General features: G+C 57.6%; 16 protein-coding genes. 6 read left to right on the forward strand and 10 right to left on the reverse strand.

Annotation, left to right across the window (positions count from 1 at the left end):
• Nucleotides 1–17 precede the first annotated feature (17 nt).
• The 5 genes from H6F75_RS10280 to H6F75_RS10300 all read right to left on the reverse strand — a co-directional run bounded on the left by H6F75_RS10280 (nt 18) and on the right by H6F75_RS10300 (nt 6,412).
• Nucleotides 18–1,397: an MATE family efflux transporter gene (locus H6F75_RS10280; RefSeq protein WP_190751818.1), complete on the reverse strand. Its 1,380-nt coding sequence runs from the start codon at nt 1,395–1,397 to the stop codon at nt 18–20.
• Between the two features lie 145 nt (nt 1,398–1,542).
• Nucleotides 1,543–4,785, reverse strand: coding sequence for a valine--tRNA ligase (locus H6F75_RS10285; RefSeq protein WP_190751824.1), 3,243 nt, complete (start codon nt 4,783–4,785; stop codon nt 1,543–1,545).
• Nucleotides 4,786–5,006: 221 nt separating this feature from the next.
• Nucleotides 5,007–5,495, reverse strand: coding sequence for a DUF3368 domain-containing protein (locus H6F75_RS10290; RefSeq protein ID WP_190751825.1), 489 nt, complete (start codon nt 5,493–5,495; stop codon nt 5,007–5,009).
• Nucleotides 5,492–5,743: a UPF0175 family protein gene (locus H6F75_RS10295; protein WP_190751828.1), complete on the reverse strand. Its 252-nt coding sequence runs from the start codon at nt 5,741–5,743 to the stop codon at nt 5,492–5,494. Before H6F75_RS10295 ends, H6F75_RS10290 begins: the two co-directional genes overlap by 4 nt.
• Nucleotides 5,744–5,833: 90 nt before the next feature.
• A complete protein-coding gene (locus H6F75_RS10300; protein WP_190751829.1) occupies nt 5,834–6,412 on the reverse strand; it encodes a Uma2 family endonuclease in 579 nt (192 codons plus the stop codon).
• A gap of 261 nt (nt 6,413–6,673) precedes the next feature.
• Between H6F75_RS10300 and dnaK the strand changes: the two genes are divergently transcribed.
• The 3 genes from dnaK (at nt 6,674) to apcD (ending at nt 11,326) form a co-directional block, all read left to right on the forward strand.
• Nucleotides 6,674–9,553 (forward strand): molecular chaperone DnaK, encoded by a 2,880-nt coding sequence (gene dnaK / locus H6F75_RS10305; RefSeq protein ID WP_190751832.1) that lies wholly within the window; start codon nt 6,674–6,676, stop codon nt 9,551–9,553.
• Nucleotides 9,554–9,662: 109 nt separating this feature from the next.
• Entirely contained in the window at nt 9,663–10,613 is a 951-nt protein-coding gene (locus H6F75_RS10310) for a J domain-containing protein (protein WP_190751834.1), read from the forward strand.
• Nucleotides 10,614–10,840: 227 nt separating this feature from the next.
• Complete coding sequence (apcD, locus tag H6F75_RS10315) at nt 10,841–11,326, forward strand: allophycocyanin subunit alpha-B (protein WP_073608745.1); 486 nt, start codon at nt 10,841–10,843, stop codon at nt 11,324–11,326.
• 124 nt (nt 11,327–11,450) lie between these two features.
• Here the strand turns inward: apcD and hemL are convergent, their stop codons facing one another.
• The 3 genes from hemL to H6F75_RS10330 form a co-directional block, all read right to left on the reverse strand.
• Nucleotides 11,451–12,752, reverse strand: a complete 1,302-nt coding sequence (gene hemL, locus H6F75_RS10320) for a glutamate-1-semialdehyde 2,1-aminomutase (protein WP_190751836.1) — start codon at nt 12,750–12,752, stop codon at nt 11,451–11,453.
• 123 nt (nt 12,753–12,875) lie between these two features.
• The gene (gene ftsE / locus H6F75_RS10325; protein ID WP_190751838.1) at nt 12,876–13,715 is read right to left on the reverse strand and encodes a cell division ATP-binding protein FtsE; all 840 of its coding nucleotides are present in this window, start codon (nt 13,713–13,715) and stop codon (nt 12,876–12,878) included.
• 213 nt (nt 13,716–13,928) lie between these two features.
• Nucleotides 13,929–14,732: an ion transporter gene (locus H6F75_RS10330; RefSeq protein ID WP_190751840.1), complete on the reverse strand. Its 804-nt coding sequence runs from the start codon at nt 14,730–14,732 to the stop codon at nt 13,929–13,931.
• Between the two features lie 313 nt (nt 14,733–15,045).
• Here H6F75_RS10330 and H6F75_RS10335 point away from each other — a divergent pair, with 313 nt between their 5' ends.
• Both H6F75_RS10335 and H6F75_RS10340 read left to right on the forward strand, forming a co-directional pair.
• Nucleotides 15,046–16,041, forward strand: a complete 996-nt coding sequence (locus tag H6F75_RS10335) for a sirohydrochlorin chelatase (RefSeq protein WP_347710640.1) — start codon at nt 15,046–15,048, stop codon at nt 16,039–16,041.
• A 78-nt stretch (nt 16,042–16,119) separates the two neighbouring features.
• Complete coding sequence (locus tag H6F75_RS10340) at nt 16,120–17,004, forward strand: hypothetical protein (protein WP_190751844.1); 885 nt, start codon at nt 16,120–16,122, stop codon at nt 17,002–17,004.
• A 78-nt stretch (nt 17,005–17,082) separates the two neighbouring features.
• Here H6F75_RS10340 and H6F75_RS10345 read toward each other — a convergent pair whose 3' ends face one another.
• Together H6F75_RS10345 and gyrA are read right to left on the reverse strand one after the other, a co-directional pair.
• Nucleotides 17,083–17,517: a VOC family protein gene (locus H6F75_RS10345; protein ID WP_190752262.1), complete on the reverse strand. Its 435-nt coding sequence runs from the start codon at nt 17,515–17,517 to the stop codon at nt 17,083–17,085.
• A gap of 32 nt (nt 17,518–17,549) precedes the next feature.
• A complete protein-coding gene (gene gyrA, locus H6F75_RS10350) occupies nt 17,550–20,207 on the reverse strand; it encodes a DNA gyrase subunit A (RefSeq protein WP_190751846.1) in 2,658 nt (885 codons plus the stop codon).
• 247 nt (nt 20,208–20,454) lie between these two features.
• On the opposite strand from gyrA, the gene H6F75_RS10355 reads away from it, so the two are divergent.
• Nucleotides 20,455–21,399, forward strand: coding sequence for a histone deacetylase (locus tag H6F75_RS10355; protein ID WP_190751848.1), 945 nt, complete (start codon nt 20,455–20,457; stop codon nt 21,397–21,399).
• Nucleotides 21,400–21,802: the final 403 nt, after the last annotated feature.

Genomic DNA, 21,802 nt, shown 5'->3' on the forward strand with positions numbered 1-21,802 from the left:
CTTTTGCTCCGCCACCGTCAGACCGTCCGGGTGGGGCCGGTCAAACGATGGAAGCGCACCACAAAAATGATGCCGGCGGTGGCCACCCCAATGGACTGACCAATCCACAGCCCGACCCCGTCGAGGCCAAGCCAAAACCCCAGGAGGTAGCCCGTGGTCAGCCCCACACCCCAGAAGGCTAGCCCGCTGAGCACCATGGGCATGCGGGTATCTTGCAGCCCGTAGAGCGCTCCCGAGGCGACCCGCTGAACGCCATCGGTGACCTGGGCCAGGGCCGCGACAAAAAGCATCGGCAGGGCCAGGGCGACTACCGGGCCATTGGCCGGGTCGCGCAGATCTAGATATAGGCCAATGATGGACTGGCGAAACAGCAGTAGCCCCAGGGTGGCCAGCAGCATAAAGGCAGCGGCGATCGCCATCGCCACATACCCCGCCCGCCTTGCCGCGTTCATATCCTGCTGGCCAAACGCCAGCCCCACCCGCGCCGTCGTCGCGTAGGACATGCCTAAGGGCACCATAAAGATTAGATAAATGGTTTGGTATACGGTTTGGTGGGCGGCCAGCACCTCAGGGCTGAGTATCCCCATCAAAAACGTCACCACGGCAAACAGGCTGAATTCTAGAGCGATGGTGACGGCGATCTCGCCCCCCATGCCCATCAACCGACCGACTAGCCGAGGTTGCACTCGGTGCCACCCGCGCCAAAAGCGGTATGCCTTCAAATTGGGGTGCCTGAGGGTGTAGAGCAAAAACAGCCCAAACATCAGCCAGTAGCTTAACCCGCTAGACAGCCCCAACCCTCCCAGCCCCAGAGCCGGGAAGCCCCATTTGCCAAACCCCAGGGCATAGTTGCCCACAATGTTGAAGACCGTGCCCACTAGCACAATCACAATCACCACCTGGGCCTCGGCCAGGGCCGCCGCGTAGCCCCGCAGCATGGCAAAAGCCAGGGCCGGAAACGCGCCCCACAGAATTCCTTGAAAGTATGGGGTGGTGAGGGTGGCTATCGCCTCGGGCTGCCCCAGCCCCAGCAGCACCCGATCGAGCTGGCTCAGCACCGCCATCATCGGCAGACTCAGCCCTAGCGAGAGCCAAAACCCCTGCCGGGCGATCGCCTCAACCTGATCCTTTTCACCCGCCCCAAAGGCTTGAGCCACCAACGGCCCCACGGTCATCACAAACCCGCCGATCACCGCCAGCAGTAGCTGAAAGCTAATGGCCGCCAGGCCGCCAGCGGCGAGGGTCTCGGCCCCCAGCCGCCCCATCATTAGGGTGTCGACGAAGCCGACGGCAGCCTGAGCCACTTGGGCTCCGGCCAGGGGCACCGCCAGGGTTAAAAATGCTCGTACCTCTGAGCCAGTTTTGACTCGGGCAACGAATCTGCTCTGTGTACGCATGCAAAGATTGAGCCCAGTTTGGTGAGATGCCCTATGGCTCAGTCAAAATTCCCAGTCCTTTGCGGTAGCGCCTTCCGTAAGGCTTTCCGGGGCAGGGGAAATCGTTCGGGGATTTTGCCGTCAAAGGATTGAGTCCCATTGCCCCTTACAGCATCGCCAGCCGCGCCTTGAGAATTGTCGCCTGAGCCTCGGCCTCGGCTAGGGAATTGCGGGCTCCCTGCACCACATCGGCGGGGGCTTTATCCACAAAGCCGGGGTTGCTCAGCCGCCCCGAGAGCGAGTTGATCTCCGCCTCCACCTTGCCCAGGTCTTTTTCCACCTTGGCTCTGAGGGCATCGACATCTACCACGCCCGTCAGAGGAATGAGTACCTGCACGGTGCCGGTGACCCCAGCAAACAGCTTTTGGTTCTGCTCCCCATCCCCTCTAACCGTGTCGCGACCCTCATCGTGGGGGGTGGGGGCACCGTCGTCGCTGCCTTCTTGGGGCACGGGCGCAGGCAGCAGGCCCGGGGTGGGAGCTGGCGCTGCGATATCGGGGTCAAGCACCTTGTGCCGCCACTGCTGGTAGGTCTGATTGAGGCGGGCGCGATCGCCCCCGCTGAGCAAGTTCTGCCGCACAAAGTTAACCGTCACCCACAGCCCCACCAGCTCCATCAGGGCACCAAAGATGGGGGTGCTGTCAACCGCGCTCACCAACGCCCCCGTAAACTTGAGGGCCACCAAACCCACCAAAATCCAAAGCATGGTAAAAGCGGGACGGCGCAGAGCGGTAAAAAACAAGTCGCCGTAGTGCAGAGGGTCGTCAAGCAGGGGCAGCAGGTTGTGCCAGAAGCCTTGCCCTTCGGCCACCACTGGGTTGTCGCTCAGCTCCGTTGAGGAATTCAGCGATGTAGCGCTCGTTTCACCGCTGTGGGCTGTAGAAACCGGCTGCTTTCCGCCCAAAATCACCAAAGTGTCGATTTTGCCTAAGTCTTTGATGTAGTCGGCGGTGGCTTGCAGAATGTGGCGCTCGTCGTCGCTCTCACTTTCGAGAATGGTCTCGATGCGCAGGCTGGGTTTGATGCCCGCCTCAGCCCGCAGGTTGCGCACGGTGCGCACGGTGTTAAACACCAGGGCAAACTGCTGCTCTAGAGCATCATCAATGAGGCCAGGCTGCGCCGTGGGGTAAGGCTGCACGGCCAAAAACTCGTCGTCGCCAACCTGGTTGAGGGTGTGCCACAGCTCCTCGGTGATGTGGGGCATAAACGGGTGCAGCAGCTTGAGAATGCCGTCGAGCACAAAGGCCAGGGTCTGCTGAGCCGCAGTAAACTTCGACGAGCCTTCCCCCTGTAGACGAGGCTTGACCAGCTCGATGTACCAGTCGCAAAAATCGCCCCACACAAATTCGTAGAGGTCTTTAGCGGCTTCGCCCATGCCGTACTGGTCGAGGTTGCCGCGCACGCTCTGCACAACTCGGTTAAAGCGAGACAAAATCCAGCGATCGGCTAGCTCCAGACTGGCCACATCGGGCATGCCTAGGCTGGCGGGAGACTGCCCGCCCAGGTTCATCATCACGAAGCGGGAGGCATTCCACAGCTTGTTGGTGAAGTTGCGAGAAGCTTCCACCGAAACTGACTCGTCGGTGGTGCGATCGTACTCCAGGCGAATATCCTGACCCGCCCCAGTGACTTCGCGAATCAGGGTGTAGCGCAGGGCATCGGTGCCGTACTTGTTGATCAGCACCAGCGGGTCAATGCCGTTGTTGGACGACTTCGACATTTTTTTGTTGTTTTCGTCCCGCACCAAGCCGTGGATGTAGACGGTCTCGAAGGGCATAGTGTCGGTAAAGTGCCCCGCCATCAGGGTCATGCGGGCCACCCAGAAAAAGATGATGTCGAAGCCGGTGACCAGGGTGGTAGTGGGGTAGTAGGTCTGAAAATCCTGGGCCGATTCGTCGGGCCAGCCCATGGTTGAGAAGGGCCACAGGCCTGACGAAAACCAGGTGTCGAGTACGTCGGGGTCGCGCACCAGTTCCACCCATTCGCCGTAGCGATCGGTGGCCTTTTCCCTAGCCTCTGCTTCGGTGGCTGCCACGAAAAAGGGAGTGTCGTCAGTGATTTCGCCGTTGGTTTCGCTGACGGCGTACCAGGCTGGAATTTGGTGGCCCCACCACAGTTGGCGCGAGATGCACCAGTCTTTGAGGTTGACCAGCCAGTCGCGGTAGACCTTGGTCCAGCGCTCGGGCACAAACTTGGGCTCTTGGCGGTTGTCGAGATAGTCCAACGCTTTGTCTGCCAAAGGCCGAATTTTGACGAACCACTGAGTGGAGAGCAGCGGCTCGATGGGCACCTTGCCGCGATCGCTATAGGGCACCGTGTGGTGGTAGTCCTCGATGCGTACCAGAAAGCCTTCGTTATCGAGCTGACGCACCACCGCACTGCGGGCCTCAAAGCGGTCTAGCCCCTGAAAATGGGCGGTGTTTTCGTTCATGGTGCCGTCTTTGTTCATGACGGTGATCATGGGCAGGTTGTGGCGCTGGCCCATGGCAAAGTCGTTGAGGTCGTGGGCAGGGGTGACCTTGACACAGCCAGTGCCAAACTCCGCATCCACGTACTCGTCAGCAATCACCGGAATCTCGCGGTTGACAATGGGCAGCGTCAAAGTTTTGCCCACCATATCCCGGTAGCGATCGTCGTTAGGGTTGACCGCCACCGCTGTGTCGCCCAACATAGTTTCGGGCCGGGTAGTGGCCACTTCCAGGTAGCCCGAGCCGTCGGTAAAGGGGTAGCGGAAGTGCCACAGATGGCCGTCCACCTCCCGCTGCTCCACCTCCAGGTCAGACACTGCCGACTGGCTGGCGGGGCACCAGTTGACCATGTAGTTGCCCCGGTAGATCAGCTCCTCGTCGTAGAGCTGAGTAAAGGCGGTCAGCACCGCAGTATTGAGCCCTTCATCCATTGTGAAGCGCTCCCGCGACCAATCCACCGAAACGCCCAGCTTGCGCAGCTGATTGACGATAGTGCCGCCTGACTCAGCCTTCCATTCCCAGGCGCGCTCCAGGTAGCGATCGCGCCCCACATCCTCCTTCTTCAACCCCTCGGCCTGGAACTGCCGATCTAAAATCGTGCTCACCGCAATGCTGGCGTGGTCGGTGCCCGGCAGCCACAGGGTATTGCGCCCAGCCATGCGCTGGTAGCGCACCAGGGTGTCAATTAGCGCATTCTCAAAGGCGTGGCCCATGTGCAAGCTGCCGGTCACGTTCGGCGGCGGAATCACCACGCAGTAAGGCTCGCCGGGGTGGTCGGGGTCGGCTTTAAAGACCTGGTTCTCTTCCCACTGGGCCTGCCACTTGGTTTCGGTCTGCGTGGGGTCGTACTGGGCGGAGAGAGCGGGAACGGTGGCCGTCATCACAAAACCTGGAGCGGGGGGACTATTGCATTAAAGACAGTGTACCTAGGGATTCTGTCATTTTGATGGGGAACCTGGGGAGTTGCCGGGTATCAGGGGCTGACGGGTTTAAGGTGTCAGGTCCAGGGTCTAAGGCCGGTCTGAGGTCTAAGGCCGGTCTGAGGTCTAAGGTGCAGCCCTGAACCCTGAACCTCAAACCCTAAACCCTATCCGCTGCCGCCTTAGATTTCATCAACAAACTTAAGAACCTTTTGGTAAAGCTGGTGGCTGATGCGAAAACCAGCTAGCTCCACTAGGGCATCCATCACCCGCCGCACGCTGGGAATCAGCGCCCGCTGCTTGGCGACGATAACAATGCCGACGATGCCAATGGCTGACAACTCCAGCGCTTGGGCGACCTGCCGTCCTCTGCGCTCGTTGATCAACAACTCGTCGGCGTGGAGTTGGAGGGCTAGGGCCAGGGTTTGGGTTTCGCCCAGGTCGAACTGCTTGCCCTGTTGCTGAACCTGGGCGATCGCGCTCTCTGTCGGCACCTGCACCTTAACCCAATTGACCGACAGCACCGCTTGAATGCGAGCATTTTTAGCCGTTGCCAACTCCTGCGCCACCACCTCTGAAATCACCACAGTGCCGTAGAGCGCCTCCAGCAGCCAGAGATAGTCAACCAGAGCCAAGCTGCCCAGGGATGAAGCATCGCTCACAATGGTCATAGCCAACCCCGGCTGCGCAGGTTTTTAATGTCGTCAGCAAATTCTTCGGCATCGTAGTGGGCACAAACGCCGCGACTGCCGATGATTTTTTGAAACTCCATCAGGTGAATGCCTGCAATCTGGCTGGCGATGCCCAAGGTAACCCGCTCCTGCTCAAACAGGGAAATTGCCATTTCCCGCAGCCAATCGGACCTAGAAAAGGTTGGACACTGGGCGACTTCGTCAGGAATATTCAGGTTGATGCGCATAGAGGGTGGTTACCCTAAGGATTGTCTTTGAAAGTCTGCGGGCAGGGCGCGATCGGCGATTACTACAACTGCACCTCTAACTATGGCGTCCTATTCTGGCAACCCCGCCGCAAAAAGCTGAGCGGCGGTTAGGGTGACGGCAAACTGGGCTGACTCTATCCGTTGCTCTCTAGCAAAGGTTCCTACCGGGGCAAACCCCTGATCCTGCTGCGCCAGCACCAGCACTGTGCGATCTTGGGGGTTGATAATCCAGTACTCAGAAATACCTAAGTCTTCGTACTGGGCACGCTTGGCCACATAGTCGCGCTCCCACTGCAATTCTCCAGGGCTGACTACCTCGACCACTAGCGCTGGGGGTGGCATTGTCAGGCGAATGGTGTTGCGCTTCGCCAACAGCTCAATGTGTTCAGGCTGAATCACCGTCAGGTCAGGAAAACGATTCTTCGGTTCGCCCCTGACCTCAAGCTCTAGACCGTGAAGCCTTACTCTCAAATGTCCCACCAGAGCCGCTAGCTGAATAGATAGAAAAAAAGCAACGCTGGTGTTGTAGCCCGACTCTGGCGGCACCTCGATCAGTTCTCCATTAAATAGCTCGTAAAGATGTTCCGTGCCGTCGTCGTAGGCCAGATACTCTTCAAAACTATAGAACCTGGGCCGCGTCTGCACCATAAACCAAAGAAGGCTAAGCGCTCTCAAGATAGCTCCAGTCTAGGCCATTCCCAGGCTCAGAGATACCGATAATCCAATCACTCCCCTCAGCTCCCTTTCTACCCTAACCAAGCCTCCAAAAGCCGTGCGGTAGAATCTAGGCCAGCCTGTGACAGACTATCATTAAGAAAGTTGATGTAAGTAGGTTGGCAGAAGCGATGCCCCCTCGGTGCTAACCTTCATTGAGCACGCAGTCCGACAGATAAGGAGACGCCAGAGCGCATGGGAAAAGTAGTTGGCATCGACCTGGGTACGACCAACTCCGTGGTCTCTGTAATGGAGGGCGGCAAGCCGGTAGTTATTGCCAACGCCGAAGGGATGCGGACTACGCCTTCGGTGGTGGCCTTTAGCAAGGAGGGCGAGCGGCTGGTGGGGCAGATGGCCCGTAGGCAGGCAGTGCTCAATCCCCAAAACACCTTCTATAGCGTTAAGCGCTATATGGGGCGTCGCTACGCTGAGCTTGACCCATCGTCTAAGCGAGTGCCCTACACTATCCGCCGCGATGATCTGGGCAACGTTAAAATTCGCTGCCCCCGCCTCGAAAAAGACTTTGCCCCTGAAGAAATTTCGGCCATTGTGTTGCGCAAGTTGGCAGATGAGGCCAGCCGCTACCTGGGCCAGCCGGTGACCGGGGCGGTGATCACCGTGCCCGCCTACTTTAACGACGCCCAGCGCCAGGCCACCCGCAACGCCGGGCGGATTGCTGGGCTGGAAGTCAAGCGCATTTTGAATGAACCGACGGCAGCGGCGTTGGCCTACGGCCTCGACCAGGTGCAAAACGAGACCATCCTAGTATTTGACCTAGGGGGTGGCACCTTTGACGTGTCGATTCTCGATGTGGGCGATGGGGTATTTGAGGTGCGATCGACCTCGGGCGATACCCAGCTAGGGGGCACCAACTTCGACACCAAAATTGTCGACTGGCTGGCCGATGAGTTTCTTGAAAAAGAAGGCATTGACCTGCGTAAAGATCGCCAGGCCCTACAGCGACTAACTGAGGCGGCTGAGAAAGCGAAGATTGAGCTGTCGGGCGTGGCCAGCACCGAGATTAGCCTGCCGTTTATTACCGCTAGCCCTGAAGGCCCTAAGCACATCGAGACACGCCTGAGCCGATCGCAGTTCGAAGGCCTCTGTGGCGATCTGGTCAGCGCTCTGCGCGCTCCCCTCAAGCAGGCGCTCAGCGATGCAGGCCTCACTCCCAATGACATTGACGAGGTAGTGCTAGTGGGGGGCGGCAGCCGCATGCCCATGGTGCAGGACCTGGTGCGCGGTCTGATTGGCCTCGAGCCCAGCCAGAATGTGAACCCTGACGAAGCTGTGGCTGTGGGCGCTGCCGTGCAGGCGGGCATCATCACCCAGGAAGTGCAGGACATCATGCTGCTGGATGTCACGTCGCTGTCCCTGGGGCTAGAGACCATCGGCGGCGTGATGAAGAAGGTGATTCCGCGCAACACCACGATCCCGGTGCGGCGATCGGATATTTTCTCTACCTCTGAGAACAACCAAACCTCAGTGGAAGTACACGTGCTCCAGGGCGAGCGCGAGATGGGGGCTGACAACAAGTCCCTGGGGCGCTTCAAGCTGATGGGCATTCCCCCCGCGCCGCGCGGCGTGCCCCAGGTGTTGGTGTCCTTTGACATCGACGCCAACGGCATTCTGCAGGTGTCGGCGATGGATAAGACCACTGGACGCGAGCAGAGTCTGACCGTGCAGGGCGCTTCTAATCTAGAAGAAGGCGAAGTGCAGCGGATGATCCGCGAGGCGGAGGAGTTCGCTGAAACCGATCGCCTCCAGCGCGAGCGAGTTGAAAAGCGCAACCGAGCCGAAGCGCTGACTTTCCAGGCCGAGCGACTGCTGCGGGAGGTGGCCCTCGACTTTGGCATGCAGTTTGCCCGCGATCGCCGTCGCCGTATCGAAGGGTTAGTGCAAGAGCTGCGCGACTACCTCGAGAAAAGCGACGAGCGCGGCATCGATATTGCCCAGGCCGAATTGCAAGACGAACTCTACGACCTCAACCGCGAGGCTTACCTCTACGAAGCTGAAGATGCTCCTGAAGGCGGTATTTTAGGCCAGATCGGCAATACCTTGAAGAAGACCTTCTCCTTCGACGATGACCTGGATGCGCGGCCCAACTACGGCTACCAGGGCTCCACCTCTTGGGGCAATTGGGATGAAGATTGGGACTACGACAATCGTGGTGGAGCGGGCGGCCAACGCTACGGTAGCCCAGCCTACGACAACCGTGCCTATGGTACGACCGGCTACAACGGCCAGGGCTACAACAACCCAAACTACGGCAGCCCAGGCTACAGCGATCAGGGCTATGGCAGTCAGGGGTATAGTGAACGCCCCAGCGGCGGCTCTAGCTACGGCAACTCTGGTTATGACAGCCAGGGCTATGGCAATGGTTACGACCGTCCTCAAGAACCTAGCCGTCCCCAGCCCCCCGCCTCGGACTACGGTCGCCAAGACTATGGGCAACCTGGCTACGATCGCCAGGATTACGATCGCCAAGACTACAGACCATCAGGCGATACTCAATCCGCTGCCGGCGACTATCGTGGCTACGACCAGTCCAGCTATGGCCGTCAAGACTATGGGCAAGACTACGGTCGATTCCCCGCAGAGGACGCCCCCAGAACGCAAAACCCTGAACCTGCTCGCCCCAGCTATAGCGATGCTGACTACGGTCAAGCGGGCTACGATGACCCACGCTACGACCGACCTAGCCCCCCTGAGCCAGGCTACGGCGATGCCGGCGATCGCGATGCCAGAGCAGAGCGCTCTGGGAACCGTAGCTACGACAATCAGGGCTATGACCCTTACGCTCGCAACCCGTCTCCGCCAGAGCCTAGACCAGAAGCTCGATCCAATACCGCCCCTGCTGCCCCTCGCCAAGACAACAGCTGGGAGGATGACCTCTGGGGGCCGCCCACGTCGAACCGCCCTGCTGAAAATCCAGCGCCAGAGAATCGCTCCCGGTCCGCACCCCTCGAACGAAGGACTGATGCTGCTAGACCGGAGCCCCCACGCCAAGACAATCGCCGCCCTGCCCCCCGCTATGACGGCGACAACTGGAGCGATCGCGACGAGTGGCTCTAAACCACCCTTCACCTCACCCTGCCAAGTAGGGGGATGAATCGGCAAACAAGACCATCCACCCCCTACCCGCCCACCCCACTCTTCTACCCCGCCCACCCATCCACCCTGCATGGAGAACTTTCGGAACTACTACGACATTCTGGGGGTTTCCAGAGAATCAACCTTTAGCGACATCAAGCAGGCCTACCGCAAGCTAGCCCGGCAGTACCACCCCGACCTCAACCCCGGCGACCAGGCGGCAGAGGATCAATTTAAGCTGCTCAGCGAAGCCTACACCGTGCTCTCCGACGACGAAAAGCGCGCTCAGTACGAGAAATTTAGCGAGTACTGGCAGCAGGAGGGCTTTAAGAAAGGCCAGGGCAAATCGGTCGTCAGCGATCTTTTCGGCGGGCGGATTTCCTTAGAAGACTTTGGCTTTGGCGAATTTCCCGACTTCAACGTCTTTGTCGACCAGCTCCTCAACCGTCGCCCGCCCCGTCGTAGTGCTAGCGACGACGATGGCTACCCTGCCAACACCGCTACCTACAGCCCGCCCACCAGCACCGGCCGCCGCGATGCCGAGGCCGACCTCACCGTGCCCCTCGAAAAAGCCTTTCGGGGCGGGCGAGAGCGCATTCGTTTAGAGGATGGGCGATCGCTAGAGGTCAATATGCCCGCTGGTATGGTCACCGGGCAGCGCATTCGCCTGCGAGGCCAGGGCGTAGGCGGTGGCAACCTGTACCTGCGCATTCAGGTTGATCCGCACCCGTTCTACACCCTTCGGGGCAACGATGTGTACTGCCGGCTGCCTATCACCCCTAGCGAGGCTGCCCTGGGCAGCACCATCGATATCCCCACGCTGGATGGCCCCGTGCGCACCACTCTGCCCCAGGGGGCGCAGACTGGGCAAGTCCTTCAGCTGCCGGGGCGGGGCTACCCCGTTGGCAAAGAAGGCCGGGGCGACCAAATTGTGGAGCTAGAGGTAGTGGTGCCGACGGGGCTAAGCGAGCGCGAAAAAGCCCTCTACGAAGAGCTCCGCCAAACCGAACGCTTCCGCCCCCGTGCTGACCTTTTCACCTAGCCAATTGTTGCAAAAGCGTTACGAAAACGCCCTACATTCTCACCAGAAGAACACTGAGCAATCCCTAAAAATTCCCCATAGAATGGACGTTTTAGCTTGGTTGTCGTCTCAGTTAACCCATCTGGAGCGCCTTTGACATTGGCAACTAAATGAGAATTTAACTTTCCCTGATGACCCCCAAGTCGTTAAACTATCTATGGAAAAAGGTCATCCCGTCATTTTTAACTATGTCTGTTGTTAGCCAAGTTATTTTGAATGCCGACGACGAGCTGCGCTACCCAACCACCGGCGAGCTCAAGGCCATCGAAGAATTTTTGAAGACTGGCGAGCAGCGCACCCGCATTGCCGCTACCTTGTCTGAGAACGAGAAAAAGATTGTTGACCAGGCCAGCAGAGAGCTATGGCGGCGACGGCCCGACTTCATCGCCCCCGGCGGCAATGCCTATGGCCAAAAGCAGCGCGCCCTCTGCATTCGTGACTACGGCTGGTATTTGCGCCTAGTCACCTACGGTGTGCTAGCGGGTGATCAGACCCCCATTGAGGCCATTGGCATCGTAGGCGTCCGCGAAATGTACAACGCTCTAGACGTGCCCGTGCCCGGTATGGCTGAAGCCATTCGCTGTCTGAAAGAGGCTTCCCTCAATCTGCTGTCTGACGAAGACGCTGCTGAAGCTCAGCCCTATTTCGACTACATCATCCAAGCGATGTCATAGCCCTAGAAAAGTCTTTCTAGAAAAAACTAAACCCCGGACTCTTGAGGAGTTCGGGGTTTAGTTTTAGGTAGGCTCATTGTCCTGGGGTTCGTCACCGCTCAGAGTGACGAACCGACAGAACAGCTTACAGAGCTGTCAGCACGTCGCGAGCGGCTGCGATCGTAGCGTCAATATCGGCATCGGTATGGGCTAAGGAGGTAAACCCAGCTTCAAACTGCGATGGTGCTAGATAAACTCCGCGCTCCAGCATGCCCCGGTGGAAGCGGCTAAACTTCTCCAGGTCAGCCCCCTTGGCATCTTCAAAATTGCTGATCGGCCCCGCATGGAAGAACATGCCAAACATGGCGCTGATGTGACCACCATACACAGCATGGCCCGCATCCCGCGCCACCTGAAGTAGACCATCGATGAGCTTCTTCGTCAGGCGATCGAGCTCGTCGTAGGTACCAGGCCGCTGGAGCAGCTCCAGGGTTTTGATGCCTGCCGTCATGGCCAGGGGGTTGCCCGATAGGGTGCCCGCTTGGTAGACCGGCCCAGCAGGGGCAATCATTTCCATAATGTCGCGACGACCGCCGTAGGCACCTACGGGCAAACCGCCCCCAATCACCTTACCTAGAGTAGTGAGGTCGGGAGTGACGTTAAATTTGGCCTGAGCCCCACCGTAGGCAATGCGGAAGCCGGTCATCACTTCGTCGAACACCAGCAGCGCATCGTTTTCGCGGGTGATTTCTCGCAGCCCTTCTAGAAAGCCGCCATCGGGGGTGATAAACCCAGCGTTACCCACCACCGGCTCTAGAATCACCCCAGCAATTTCCCCAGGGTTTTGGGCAAAGAGGGCCTTAACCGCTTCAAGGTCATTGTAGGGAGCGGTAAGAGTGTCGCTGGTGGCTGATTTGGGCACCCCTGGAGAGTCAGGCAAGCCTAAGGTTGCAACCCCAGAGCCCGCCTGCACCAAGAACATATCGGCATGGCCGTGATAACAACCTGAGAACTTAATGATTTTGTTGCGGCCGGTGTAGGCCCGCATTAGCCGCAGCACGGCCATACAGGCTTCGGTGCCAGAGTTGACAAAGCGCACCATCTCAATGCTGGGCACCGCCTGAATCACCATTTCAGCCAGCACGTTCTCAAGGTAGCAGGGGGCGCCAAAACTGGTGCCCTTCTCTAAGGCCGCTGCCAGAGCCGCCAGCACTTCGGGGTGGGCATGACCGCAGATAGCAGGTCCCCAGGTGCCGACATAGTCAATGTACTGGTTACCGTCGACATCCCAAATATAGGCGCCCTTGACGCGGTCAAATACGATGGGCTGCCCGCCCACCGACTTGAAGGCTCGTACCGGAGAGTTAACGCCGCCCGGCATGAGGTTTTGGGCAGCGGAGAAAATTTCTTGTGATTTTGCTGTTTTAAACGGGGCTGTACTGACCAAAGCACGTTCCTCTCAGAGTCCAAAGTCATTCAGCGGCCTAGGTTGAAAACCGCCTGAATGTTAGCTCTGATCATTATCCTATTGATTGGATAAGGCGCACCTGTTGATGTTAAGGAACGTAAACTACCGGCGCAGGTGATGCAGGCGACCGTTCTTAATCTGCACCACTGGGTGGTTTGAGATGCGGACTAGATGCTCATCGTGGGTGGTGACGATGACAGTAATGCCGATGGAGTTGAGCTTTTTGAGGATCTTGATCACCTGAAGGGAGTTCTCCGCATCTAGGTTGCCGGTGGGCTCGTCGGCCAGCAGCAGCGGGGGAGTGCTGACTACGGCACGGGCAATGCTGACCCGCTGCTGCTCACCGCCAGAGAGCTCGTCGGGGAAGCACTGGGCTTTGCCCTGGAGACCAACCATTTTGAGAGTGGGCCAGAGGCGGCGGTGAATTTCTTTGCGGGTAAAGCCCTGGGCCCACAGCACAAAGGCCACATTCTCGGCCACAGTGCGCTTAGGAATCAGCTTATAGTCTTGAAATACGACGCCAATACGGCGGCGCATCATGGCTAAGCGGTTGCCCCGCAGCTCAGAAATGGGTTCATCGCCCACGAGAATGTTGCCGCCTGTGGGGCGTTCGTAGCCGTAGAGCAGTTTGAGCAGGGTCGATTTGCCTGAGCCCGAGGGGCCAGTGACGAAGAGAAAGTCGCCGGGATTGACGGTTAGATTTACACCTGCCAGAGCCTTGCTGCCGTTGGCGTAGACCTTCTCAACGTTGTTGAGGGAAACGATCGGCTGAACATTTGGGTCTTTGGGGGGAGCGGCGTCGAGCACGGGGGCAGGAGAGGGGTCGGCGGCGGAGCGGGCGGGCACTACAAGCTTGAAGCGGTCTTGCAGCCTAGCCCTGACATCTTCAGGAAGATCGGACAGTTTGGCGTCGTCGGTGGGGCGATGGAGCACAGAAGTCATGGAACGTCCTAACTGAGATGGGCTAGACAGACTCAGGGCTGAGGCTGACAAAAACGTATGAACTGCGCAGCCAGCACCGAGGACTGGGCTGACGGGGCTTTTGGGTGGTCATTGTACCGGAAAGACCGTATCCGGTAAAAGGCATATTTGTTTTTTCAATAATCGTTATGGTTTGTTACTGAGCGAACAGCGCGACTGAAGGTCTTTAACTAACTAGGGCTCTAGAAGAGTACCGCAACGTTTGCAAAATTGGGCATCGTCATCGTGGAGGGTGAGGCCGCAGCCAGGGCAGGGCAAGTGCTGCGGTTGGGAAACTTTGCCCAGTTGCCGAATCAAGCTGCTGATTTGAGCGGGGATGAGGGCAATGCCGGTCAGAATCATCATCACTGTGAGCCCTCGCCCGGTTTCTGAGATCGGGGTAACGTCGCCGTAGCCTACAGTAGTCATCGTGACCACGGCGAAATAGAGCGCGTCTAGAAACGTGCCAAAAGCTTCGGGGTTGCTGGGGTGCTCGACCTGAAAAATTAGGCCGGAGTAGATAAAAATAATTGCTCCCAGGGTGAGCAAAATGCGAATCAAGATTAGGCTGTCGGTGCTGGTTACTTGGCCGAACCAGAGCCGGTCGTTGAAGATGCGCACTAAGCGCAAAATTCGCAGTGACCTAAAAAAGCGCAGAAAGCGAACGTCAAAGACGCCAACCCAAGAGGGCAGAATGGCGATTAGGTCGATCAGGCCGTAGAGGCTAAAGGCATACTGCCATGGGCGTGGGGCTGTCCAAAGGCGCAGACCGTACTCGAGGGTAAACGCCAGCACGATTAGCCAGTCGAGAACGTCCAGCCATTCATCTAAGGCCGAAGAGATGGGGTAGCTTTTAATGACAAAAATGGCGGCTGATAGAAAGATCAGCAGCACGATCGCGCCATTGACTACCCGCCCAGGCATCGTGTCGGTGGTATCTAAGTGGCCGCGCAGACGATCGCGCCAGGTTTCCTGCTTTTCGTTGGTAAGTTCTTCCATAGTGGTAATGCCCACCCCCAGGATGGTTCTATGCTCTGGCCTGGGCTAAGATAACCAAGCAGACTGAATTTTATCTGGCTGCGATTTTATAGTCATTTTGCCCCTGGCTTTGAATTATCCAACGGTCAATTTGGCTTTGAGGGTTGAACTGGGTCTAGGTTAGCGTTTGCTCCTAGGCTGCTGTGGGCCAAATTTTCACTAGTGATATCGTTAGGCTGGACTGAGGGTTAGATTTAGTATCACTGCGGCATTTTGAGCACCTATGGCGATCGCACCGATTATCACTACCCCCAATGATTTTTCGCCCAGCGCTATGGGTACTTGGTCGCCGCTGCCGACTCAGCGACCGCTGCTGCTGGTGGGCCATGGTAGCCGAGATACGGAGGGGCGCGATCGCGTTCTAGAATTTGCTGCCGCCTACCAAGAACTCGACACCTCTCGTCCCGTAATTCCCTGCTTTTTAGAGTTAACAGAACCGACGATTCAAGACGGAGTAGATCTGTGTGTGGAGAAGGGCTACACCGACATTTCGGTACTGCCAATTTTGCTGTTTGCCGCTCGCCACAACAAGTTTGATGTCACCAACGAATTGGATCGGGCTCGCCAGCGCCACCCCCAGGTAACCTTTCACTACGGTCGCCACTTCGGCATTACCCCGGCCATCATTCAGCTTTGGCAGGAGCGGTTGGCGGAGCTAGACAGTCCTAGATTTAACCCAAATAGCATTGCCCGCGAAGACACGGTGCTGCTGTTTGTGGGCCGGGGAGCCAGCGACCCGGATGCCAACGGCGATGTCTATAAGCTAGCCCGCATTGTATGGGAGGGCAGCCGCTATAAAACTGTTGAAATCTGCTTTATCGGCATTACCCATCCCCGCTTAGAAGAGGGATTTCGCCGCGCTCGGATGTATGAGCCGAAACGCATTATTGTGCTGCCTTACTTCCTCTTTACAGGGGTACTGATCAAGAAAATTATGGGTATCTGTGAGCAGGAGCAGGTAGCCTATCCAGAGCAGATGGTGAGCTATTTGCCAGAGATGGGAAGCCATCCTCAACTGATGCAGATTTTGCGCGATCGCGAAGTCGAAACTCATCTAGGCCAGGTGGCAATGAACTGCGAAATGTGCAAATTTCGCCTTGCCGCCGGGGGTGGTCAGCCCGGTCACGGGCATGACCACGGGCATGCTCACGCACAAGGTCATGGCCATAACCACGGGCACGGCCATGACCACGGGCATCACCATGGCGAACCCGTTGATCTTTTTCCCGAACCCGACGATTATCACCAGCGCGCCTGGCAGGTTCCCTAGGCTAAGCACCTTGGGAATATTAGAAACAGCATCCGGGCAACAGCCTGGGTAAGTTTTTAGCACTTTCAGGGGGTAGCCATGTTCAAATCCGTTGGTCGGCACGTATGCGCCTTTGACTTGGAATGGGTGCCTGACCCAACATCGGGACGGCGTGTGTATGGCCTGCCAGCAACGCTATCGGATGCTGAGGTATTTGAGGTGATGTGGGCTAAGGCTGGGGCCACTGCAGAAAAACCTCGGCCCCATCTCAAAACAGCACTGTGCCGTGTGGTGGCTGTCTCAGCGGTGGTGCGAGAGCAGCAAACCAACGGTGAGATTAATTTGCGTCTGACTACTCTACCCAGACAGCCCGATCGCCCCATGGATGAAGGAGAACTCATCTCGACTTTTCTGGGCTATCTGGGGCAACACCATCCTCAGCTGGTGGGCTTTAATTCTCAAACTGCTGACCTGCCAACTTTGCTTCAGCGCGGGCTAGTGGCAGGCATTGCAGCGGTAGATTTTTGCCGCCGGGCCGACAAAGGCTGGGGCAGCGATTACTTTAGCCGCCACGGCGATGCCCATATCGATTTGAAAAGCGTGCTCAGCGGCTGGGGAATTGCTACCCCTACCCTGCATGAGCTGGCGGCGGCAATGGGCATTCCTGGACAGGTGGGGCTAGAGCCCCATGATGTGGTGAACTGGTGGGTTGACGGGAATCTGCGCTCCATTGTGGAGCAGAACCAGTACGATGCGCTGAGTACCTACCTGGTATGGCTGCGAACGGCGAGGTTTGCCGGCTTCTTTAGTGCAGAGCAATATCTGGAGGAGGAGGAGCGAGTGCGGGAGGTGGTGGGCGATCGCATCACTGAGGGCGATCGCCACCTCACTGCATACCTCAACCAGTGGAACAGCTTCACTTCTCAGTCTGCCCCTGTTATTCCCCTCGCCACAACTGCCGAAGCGGTAGAACAGGCAGCCTAAGGTGGCAGCCGGTTACACTTAACGCTCAGCCGTCAAGAGCACCTACCATCGCTGGTACGCTCGTCAAGCTGTGGGAATTTAAGGGCAATGGCCATTAATTTGGTCTTGCTTCACGGCCAGCCCGATTTCTTGCCCATAGGAGAGTTCTAGTGTGTGACCATCGGGGTCGCGCAAAAAGGCCCAGTAGCCCACCGGGTAGCCAGAATCCTCAGGGTCTTGCAGCAGACAACCCTCCTGCCGAGCCAGGTTGCACAGCGTATCCACTGCCTCGCGGCTCTTGCAGCCAACTCCTAAGTGGGCCAGGGGCGTCAGCAGAGGCTGCACCGCAGCCTGCTCAATCAGCACGATCGCAAACGGGCGCGTTTGATCAGACAACCACACAACCCTGACCCCGGTCGCCTGATCGACCCGGTGATGAATCACCTCCATCGCCGCATAGGCTTTATAGAACGCAATGCTTCGTTCTACGTCAGCAACGGGCAGGGCAATGTGGGTTAACCCCAGATCCACCATGGCGACTTCCTTTCCCAAAGGCGGGGCAGTAGTTAGATGGGTTCCTCAAGAGTGGCTTCGGTAGATGCCTCGGTAAGGATCACTTCGGTGGATACCTCAGTAGCCTCCTCGATCGCTTCCACAATCGCTTCTACCGTGTCCTCGAAGGGTTCTTCTTGCAAGGCAGGGGGCACGACAGCGACGGCGGCGATCGCATCCTCTGCATCGAGCCGCTGCAACCGCACACCGGTTGCCGGACGCGACTGAATCGAGATATCGTTCACCCGCTGGCGAATGATAATGCCTCGATTTGTCACCAACATTAGCTCATCGCCCTCGCCCACCACCAGCAGCGAGGCCAAGGCGTCGTCGCGCTTGCGGAACTTAATCGCCATCAGGCCCATACCGGCCCGGTTCTGCAGGCGGAACTTGGCCACCGGCACCCGCTTGCCCAGACCCGACGCGGTAATCACCAGCACCCAGGGGCCACCCTCACTGCCGTTGGTCACGATATCATCGTCATCGTCGCTGTTGCTGCCTGCCTCCGTGGCCTGCACCACCGCTTCCACCACCTGGCTGGGCAGAATATCCATGCTGATCAGCTCATCACCGTTGCGCAGAGCCATAGCCCGTACCCCACGCGTGGGGCGGCCCAAGGGCCGCAGCTGGTCGTCATCAGCCTTAAAGTGAATCGTCATGCCCCGGCGTGAGCCGATCAAGATGCTGTCAGTGTTGCGGGCCAAGCGCACCCACCTGAGGTGGTCGCCCTCTTCGAGGGAAATGGCAATTAACCCGTTGGTGCGAATATTGCTGAAGGCGGATAGGGCCGTTTTCTTCACAAAGCCGCCCTGGGTGAGCATCACCAGGTATTCTTCGTCGGTAAACTCGCGCACCGCTAGCACTGAGGTAATTGCCTCTTCTTTAGGAATGGGCAACATCTGCACAATGGGCATACCCCGCGAGGTCCGAGAACCTTCGGCAATCTGATAAGCCCGCAGGGCGTAGGTGACGCCGCGATCGCTAAAGAACAGCAGGTAGTCGTGGGTGTAGCAGGTAATGAAGTGCTGCACGCCGTCGTCTTCCTTCATCTTGGCCCCGGCTTTGCCTCGAGTGGCGCGGCTCTGGGCCTCAAAGGTGGCCACCGGCATGCGCTTGATGTAGCCCTGGTCGGTGACCAAAATGACTACCTGCTCGTTGGCAATCAGGGAGATGTCGGTCAGTTCCGCATCATCCATTTCAATGATGGTGCGGCGAGGGCTGTTGTGCTTGGCCTTGAGCTCACCCAGCTCGGTGGTGATGATTTCGAGCACCCGCTCGCGACGGGCCAAAATATCTTCCAGGTCGGTGATTTTAGCGACCAGCTCTTCGTGCTCCTGCTGAATTTTGTCGGCCTCCAGCGCGGTGAGGCGACGCAGCTGCATCTGCAGAATGGCGTCGGCCTGCAAGTCTGACAGACTATAGGTATCCATCAGCTCTTGCTTGGCTGCAGGGGTATCGGCCGCACTACGAATCAGCCCGATAATGGCGTCTAAATTCGTCAGAGCAATCAGATAGCCTTGGAGAATGTGGTCTTTTTCTTGGGCCCGGCGCAGCTCGTACTGGGTACGGCGCACAATGGTCTCTTCGCGGAACTCAAGGAAGACCTCCAGCATGCGCTTAAGGCCCAAGAGCTGGGGTTCGCTGTTAACCAGGGCCAGCATGTTGACGCCAAAGTTGTTTTGCAGCGGCGTCTGCTTATAGAGGTTGTTAAGCACCACCCGAGGGTAAGCATCACGCTTCAACTCGATCACGATGCGCATGCCGTCGCGATCGCTCTCGTCGCGAATATCCGAAATCCCTTCCAGGCGGCGCTCGTTCACCATTTCGGCGATGCGCTCGATCATCCCCGCCTTGTTGGTCTGGTAGGGCAGCTCGGTGATGATGATGGCTTCGCGGTCGGGCCGTCCCCGGTGCTCAATGGTTTCCATGCTAGCCACACCGCGCATAGTGACCGAGCCCCGCCCGGTCATATAGGCATCGCGAATGCCGCTGCGGCCCAGAATCTGCCCACCCGTGGGGAAGTCGGGGCCGGGAATGATTTCCATCAGTTCAGCGGTGGAAATGTCGGGGTTATTGATCAGCGCAATCACGCCGTCGATCAGCTCGCCGGGGTTGTGGGGCGGAATGTTGGTCGCCATCCCCACGGCAATACCCGAGGAGCCATTGAGCAGCAGCTGGGGCAGCCGTGACGGCATTACCACCGGCTCTTGCTGGGAGCCGTCGAAGTTGTCGGCAAAATCGACGGTGTCAGACTCAATATCTTGCAGCAGCGAGTCACTGGTCAACGATTGCAGACGACACTCGGTGTATCGCATCGCCGCTGGCGGGTCGTTGTCGATAGAGCCAAAGTTGCCGTGGCCGTTAATCAGCGGCATGCGCATGGAGAAGTCTTGGGCCATGCGCACCAGGGCGTCATACACCGCTGTGTCGCCGTGGGGATGATACTTACCCAGCACTTCTCCAACTACGCGGGCGCATTTACGAAAGGGGCGATCGGCAGCCAAACCCAGCTCGTGCATAGCATAGAGAATGCGACGATGCACTGGCTTGAGCCCGTCCCTAGCATCTGGCAGTGCCCGACCCACGATCACGCTCATGGCGTATTCCAGGTAAGAGCTTTGCATTTCAACGCGCAGATCCGTGGGGACGATACGCTCTTCTGGGGTTGCCATAGGCTAAAAAACTCCGAATTTGCGAACAACAAAGCGCTAGTCAGACCCTCGCACCGAGCGGTGCTGAATAGCGCTTAATCAGCATGTTTTTTGCGGACTCATGTGAGTTATATTTTAGCACGAATTCCCCGGTTCAAATCAGCAGGCGCTATGGTGGATGAAGGGGCGCAAGAGGCTTGATTTAGCGACGTTTCACCGCCCTAGCTGAATCCTTAATTCGTAGTAGTTCACCACCCCTGAGTTTGCCGTGCACCACGCTCTCACCCTGGCCGATTTTGCCGTTATCTATTCGCCCGATTTTTTGGCCCACGATACTGGCAGTTTCCATCCTGAAAATGCGGGTCGATTGAAAGCGATTGTGGCTGTTTTAGAGACAGCCGCCTGGGCCGACCACCTCGACTGGCGCGAGCCCACCCCAGTGAACCAGCGGGATGTGGATACCCTGATTGCCCAGATTCATAACCCCCGCTATGTCACGGCCCTGCGGGAAATTGCTCACTCGGGCGGTGGCTATATCGACGGCGATACCGTGGTATCTGAGACTAGCTACGCTGTGGCGCGGTTGGCGGTAAGCGCCTGGCTCGATGGCGTCGACTACGTGCTTGAAACAGGGCACTCGGCCTTTGTACTGGCGCGGCCACCAGGGCATCATGCAGTACGCGATCGCGGTATGGGCTTTTGTCTGTTCTCCAATGCGGCGATCGCGGCCCGCTATGCTTTAGACCAACCTGCGATTGATCGCGTTGCTATCCTCGATTGGGATGTGCACCACGGCAACGGCACCCAAGCTTTGGTGGAGGAGAACAAGGCGATCGCCTACTGCTCTCTCCATCAGCTTCCCGCTTACCCCGGCACGGGCCACAGCAGCGAAACCGGTTTTCACCAAAACGTTTTGAACTTACCCATGCCCCCCGGCAGTGCCAGCGACGACTATCAGGTGAAGTTTGACCAAAAGGTGATTCCCTTCCTCAAGTCCTTCGCCCCCGACTTGCTCATCGTCAGTGCTGGGTATGACGCTAACGCCGCTGACCCCCTAGCCGGTGTTAACCTCTCCCCCAAAGACTTTGGCATCTTTACCCGCCAGTGCCTAAACGTCACCGACAAAATTTTGTTTGGCCTTGAAGGTGGCTATGACTACAACGCGCTTAGCGAGTCGGTGCTGGCTACCATTAGCGCCCGATTGGGATTGTAGGGCTTTTGAATAACTAGCTAGCCACAAAACATGCTGCGGACTTCTACCTAGTCAAGAGTGACTATCTTTTACTCGCAATCCTGCTTCTCCTATTATGGCTGATATTTTCTTTTCTCTTCAGGGTCGGTAAGTGTATACACTGATTAATTTTTGTTTATAAACAGTTTAAGTAATGGCAATGGGAAATCTACTCATGATTCCTGATTGCAATAACAAAAATAAGTAGCTAGAAATTGCTTAGGCTTCATAAAGCTTTTATCTGCCGAAGTAGAAATATAAATGAACTGTCTGTTTCTCATGTAAGCAGTTTGGCCGAAGCTTTGGCAGTGCATATTCAGTATTGTCAGGCATATTTCATAAAGCGATTTTTAGCAAAACTCGATTAGGAGATTCCTCTCTTCAG

Origin of the sequence: Nodosilinea sp. FACHB-131 (assembly GCF_014695395.1) — a bacterium.
Taxonomy (GTDB): Bacteria; Cyanobacteriota; Cyanobacteriia; order Phormidesmidales; family Phormidesmidaceae; genus Nodosilinea.

Coding starts and splice junctions, on each gene's coding strand:
- H6F75_RS10280 (WP_190751818.1), bottom strand. CDS start 1,397: ATGCGTACACAGAGCAGATTCGTTGCCCGAGTCAAAACTGGCTCAGAG.
- H6F75_RS10285 (WP_190751824.1), bottom strand. CDS start 4,785: ATGACGGCCACCGTTCCCGCTCTCTCCGCCCAGTACGACCCCACGCAG.
- H6F75_RS10290 (WP_190751825.1), bottom strand. CDS start 5,495: ATGACCATTGTGAGCGATGCTTCATCCCTGGGCAGCTTGGCTCTGGTT.
- H6F75_RS10295 (WP_190751828.1), bottom strand. CDS start 5,743: ATGCGCATCAACCTGAATATTCCTGACGAAGTCGCCCAGTGTCCAACC.
- H6F75_RS10300 (WP_190751829.1), bottom strand. CDS start 6,412: ATGGTGCAGACGCGGCCCAGGTTCTATAGTTTTGAAGAGTATCTGGCC.
- dnaK (WP_190751832.1), top strand. CDS start 6,674: ATGGGAAAAGTAGTTGGCATCGACCTGGGTACGACCAACTCCGTGGTC.
- H6F75_RS10310 (WP_190751834.1), top strand. CDS start 9,663: ATGGAGAACTTTCGGAACTACTACGACATTCTGGGGGTTTCCAGAGAA.
- apcD (WP_073608745.1), top strand. CDS start 10,841: ATGTCTGTTGTTAGCCAAGTTATTTTGAATGCCGACGACGAGCTGCGC.
- ftsE (WP_190751838.1), bottom strand. CDS start 13,715: ATGACTTCTGTGCTCCATCGCCCCACCGACGACGCCAAACTGTCCGAT.
- H6F75_RS10330 (WP_190751840.1), bottom strand. CDS start 14,732: ATGGAAGAACTTACCAACGAAAAGCAGGAAACCTGGCGCGATCGTCTG.
- H6F75_RS10335 (WP_347710640.1), top strand. CDS start 15,046: ATGGGTACTTGGTCGCCGCTGCCGACTCAGCGACCGCTGCTGCTGGTG.
- H6F75_RS10340 (WP_190751844.1), top strand. CDS start 16,120: ATGTTCAAATCCGTTGGTCGGCACGTATGCGCCTTTGACTTGGAATGG.
- H6F75_RS10345 (WP_190752262.1), bottom strand. CDS start 17,517: ATGGTGGATCTGGGGTTAACCCACATTGCCCTGCCCGTTGCTGACGTA.
- gyrA (WP_190751846.1), bottom strand. CDS start 20,207: ATGGCAACCCCAGAAGAGCGTATCGTCCCCACGGATCTGCGCGTTGAA.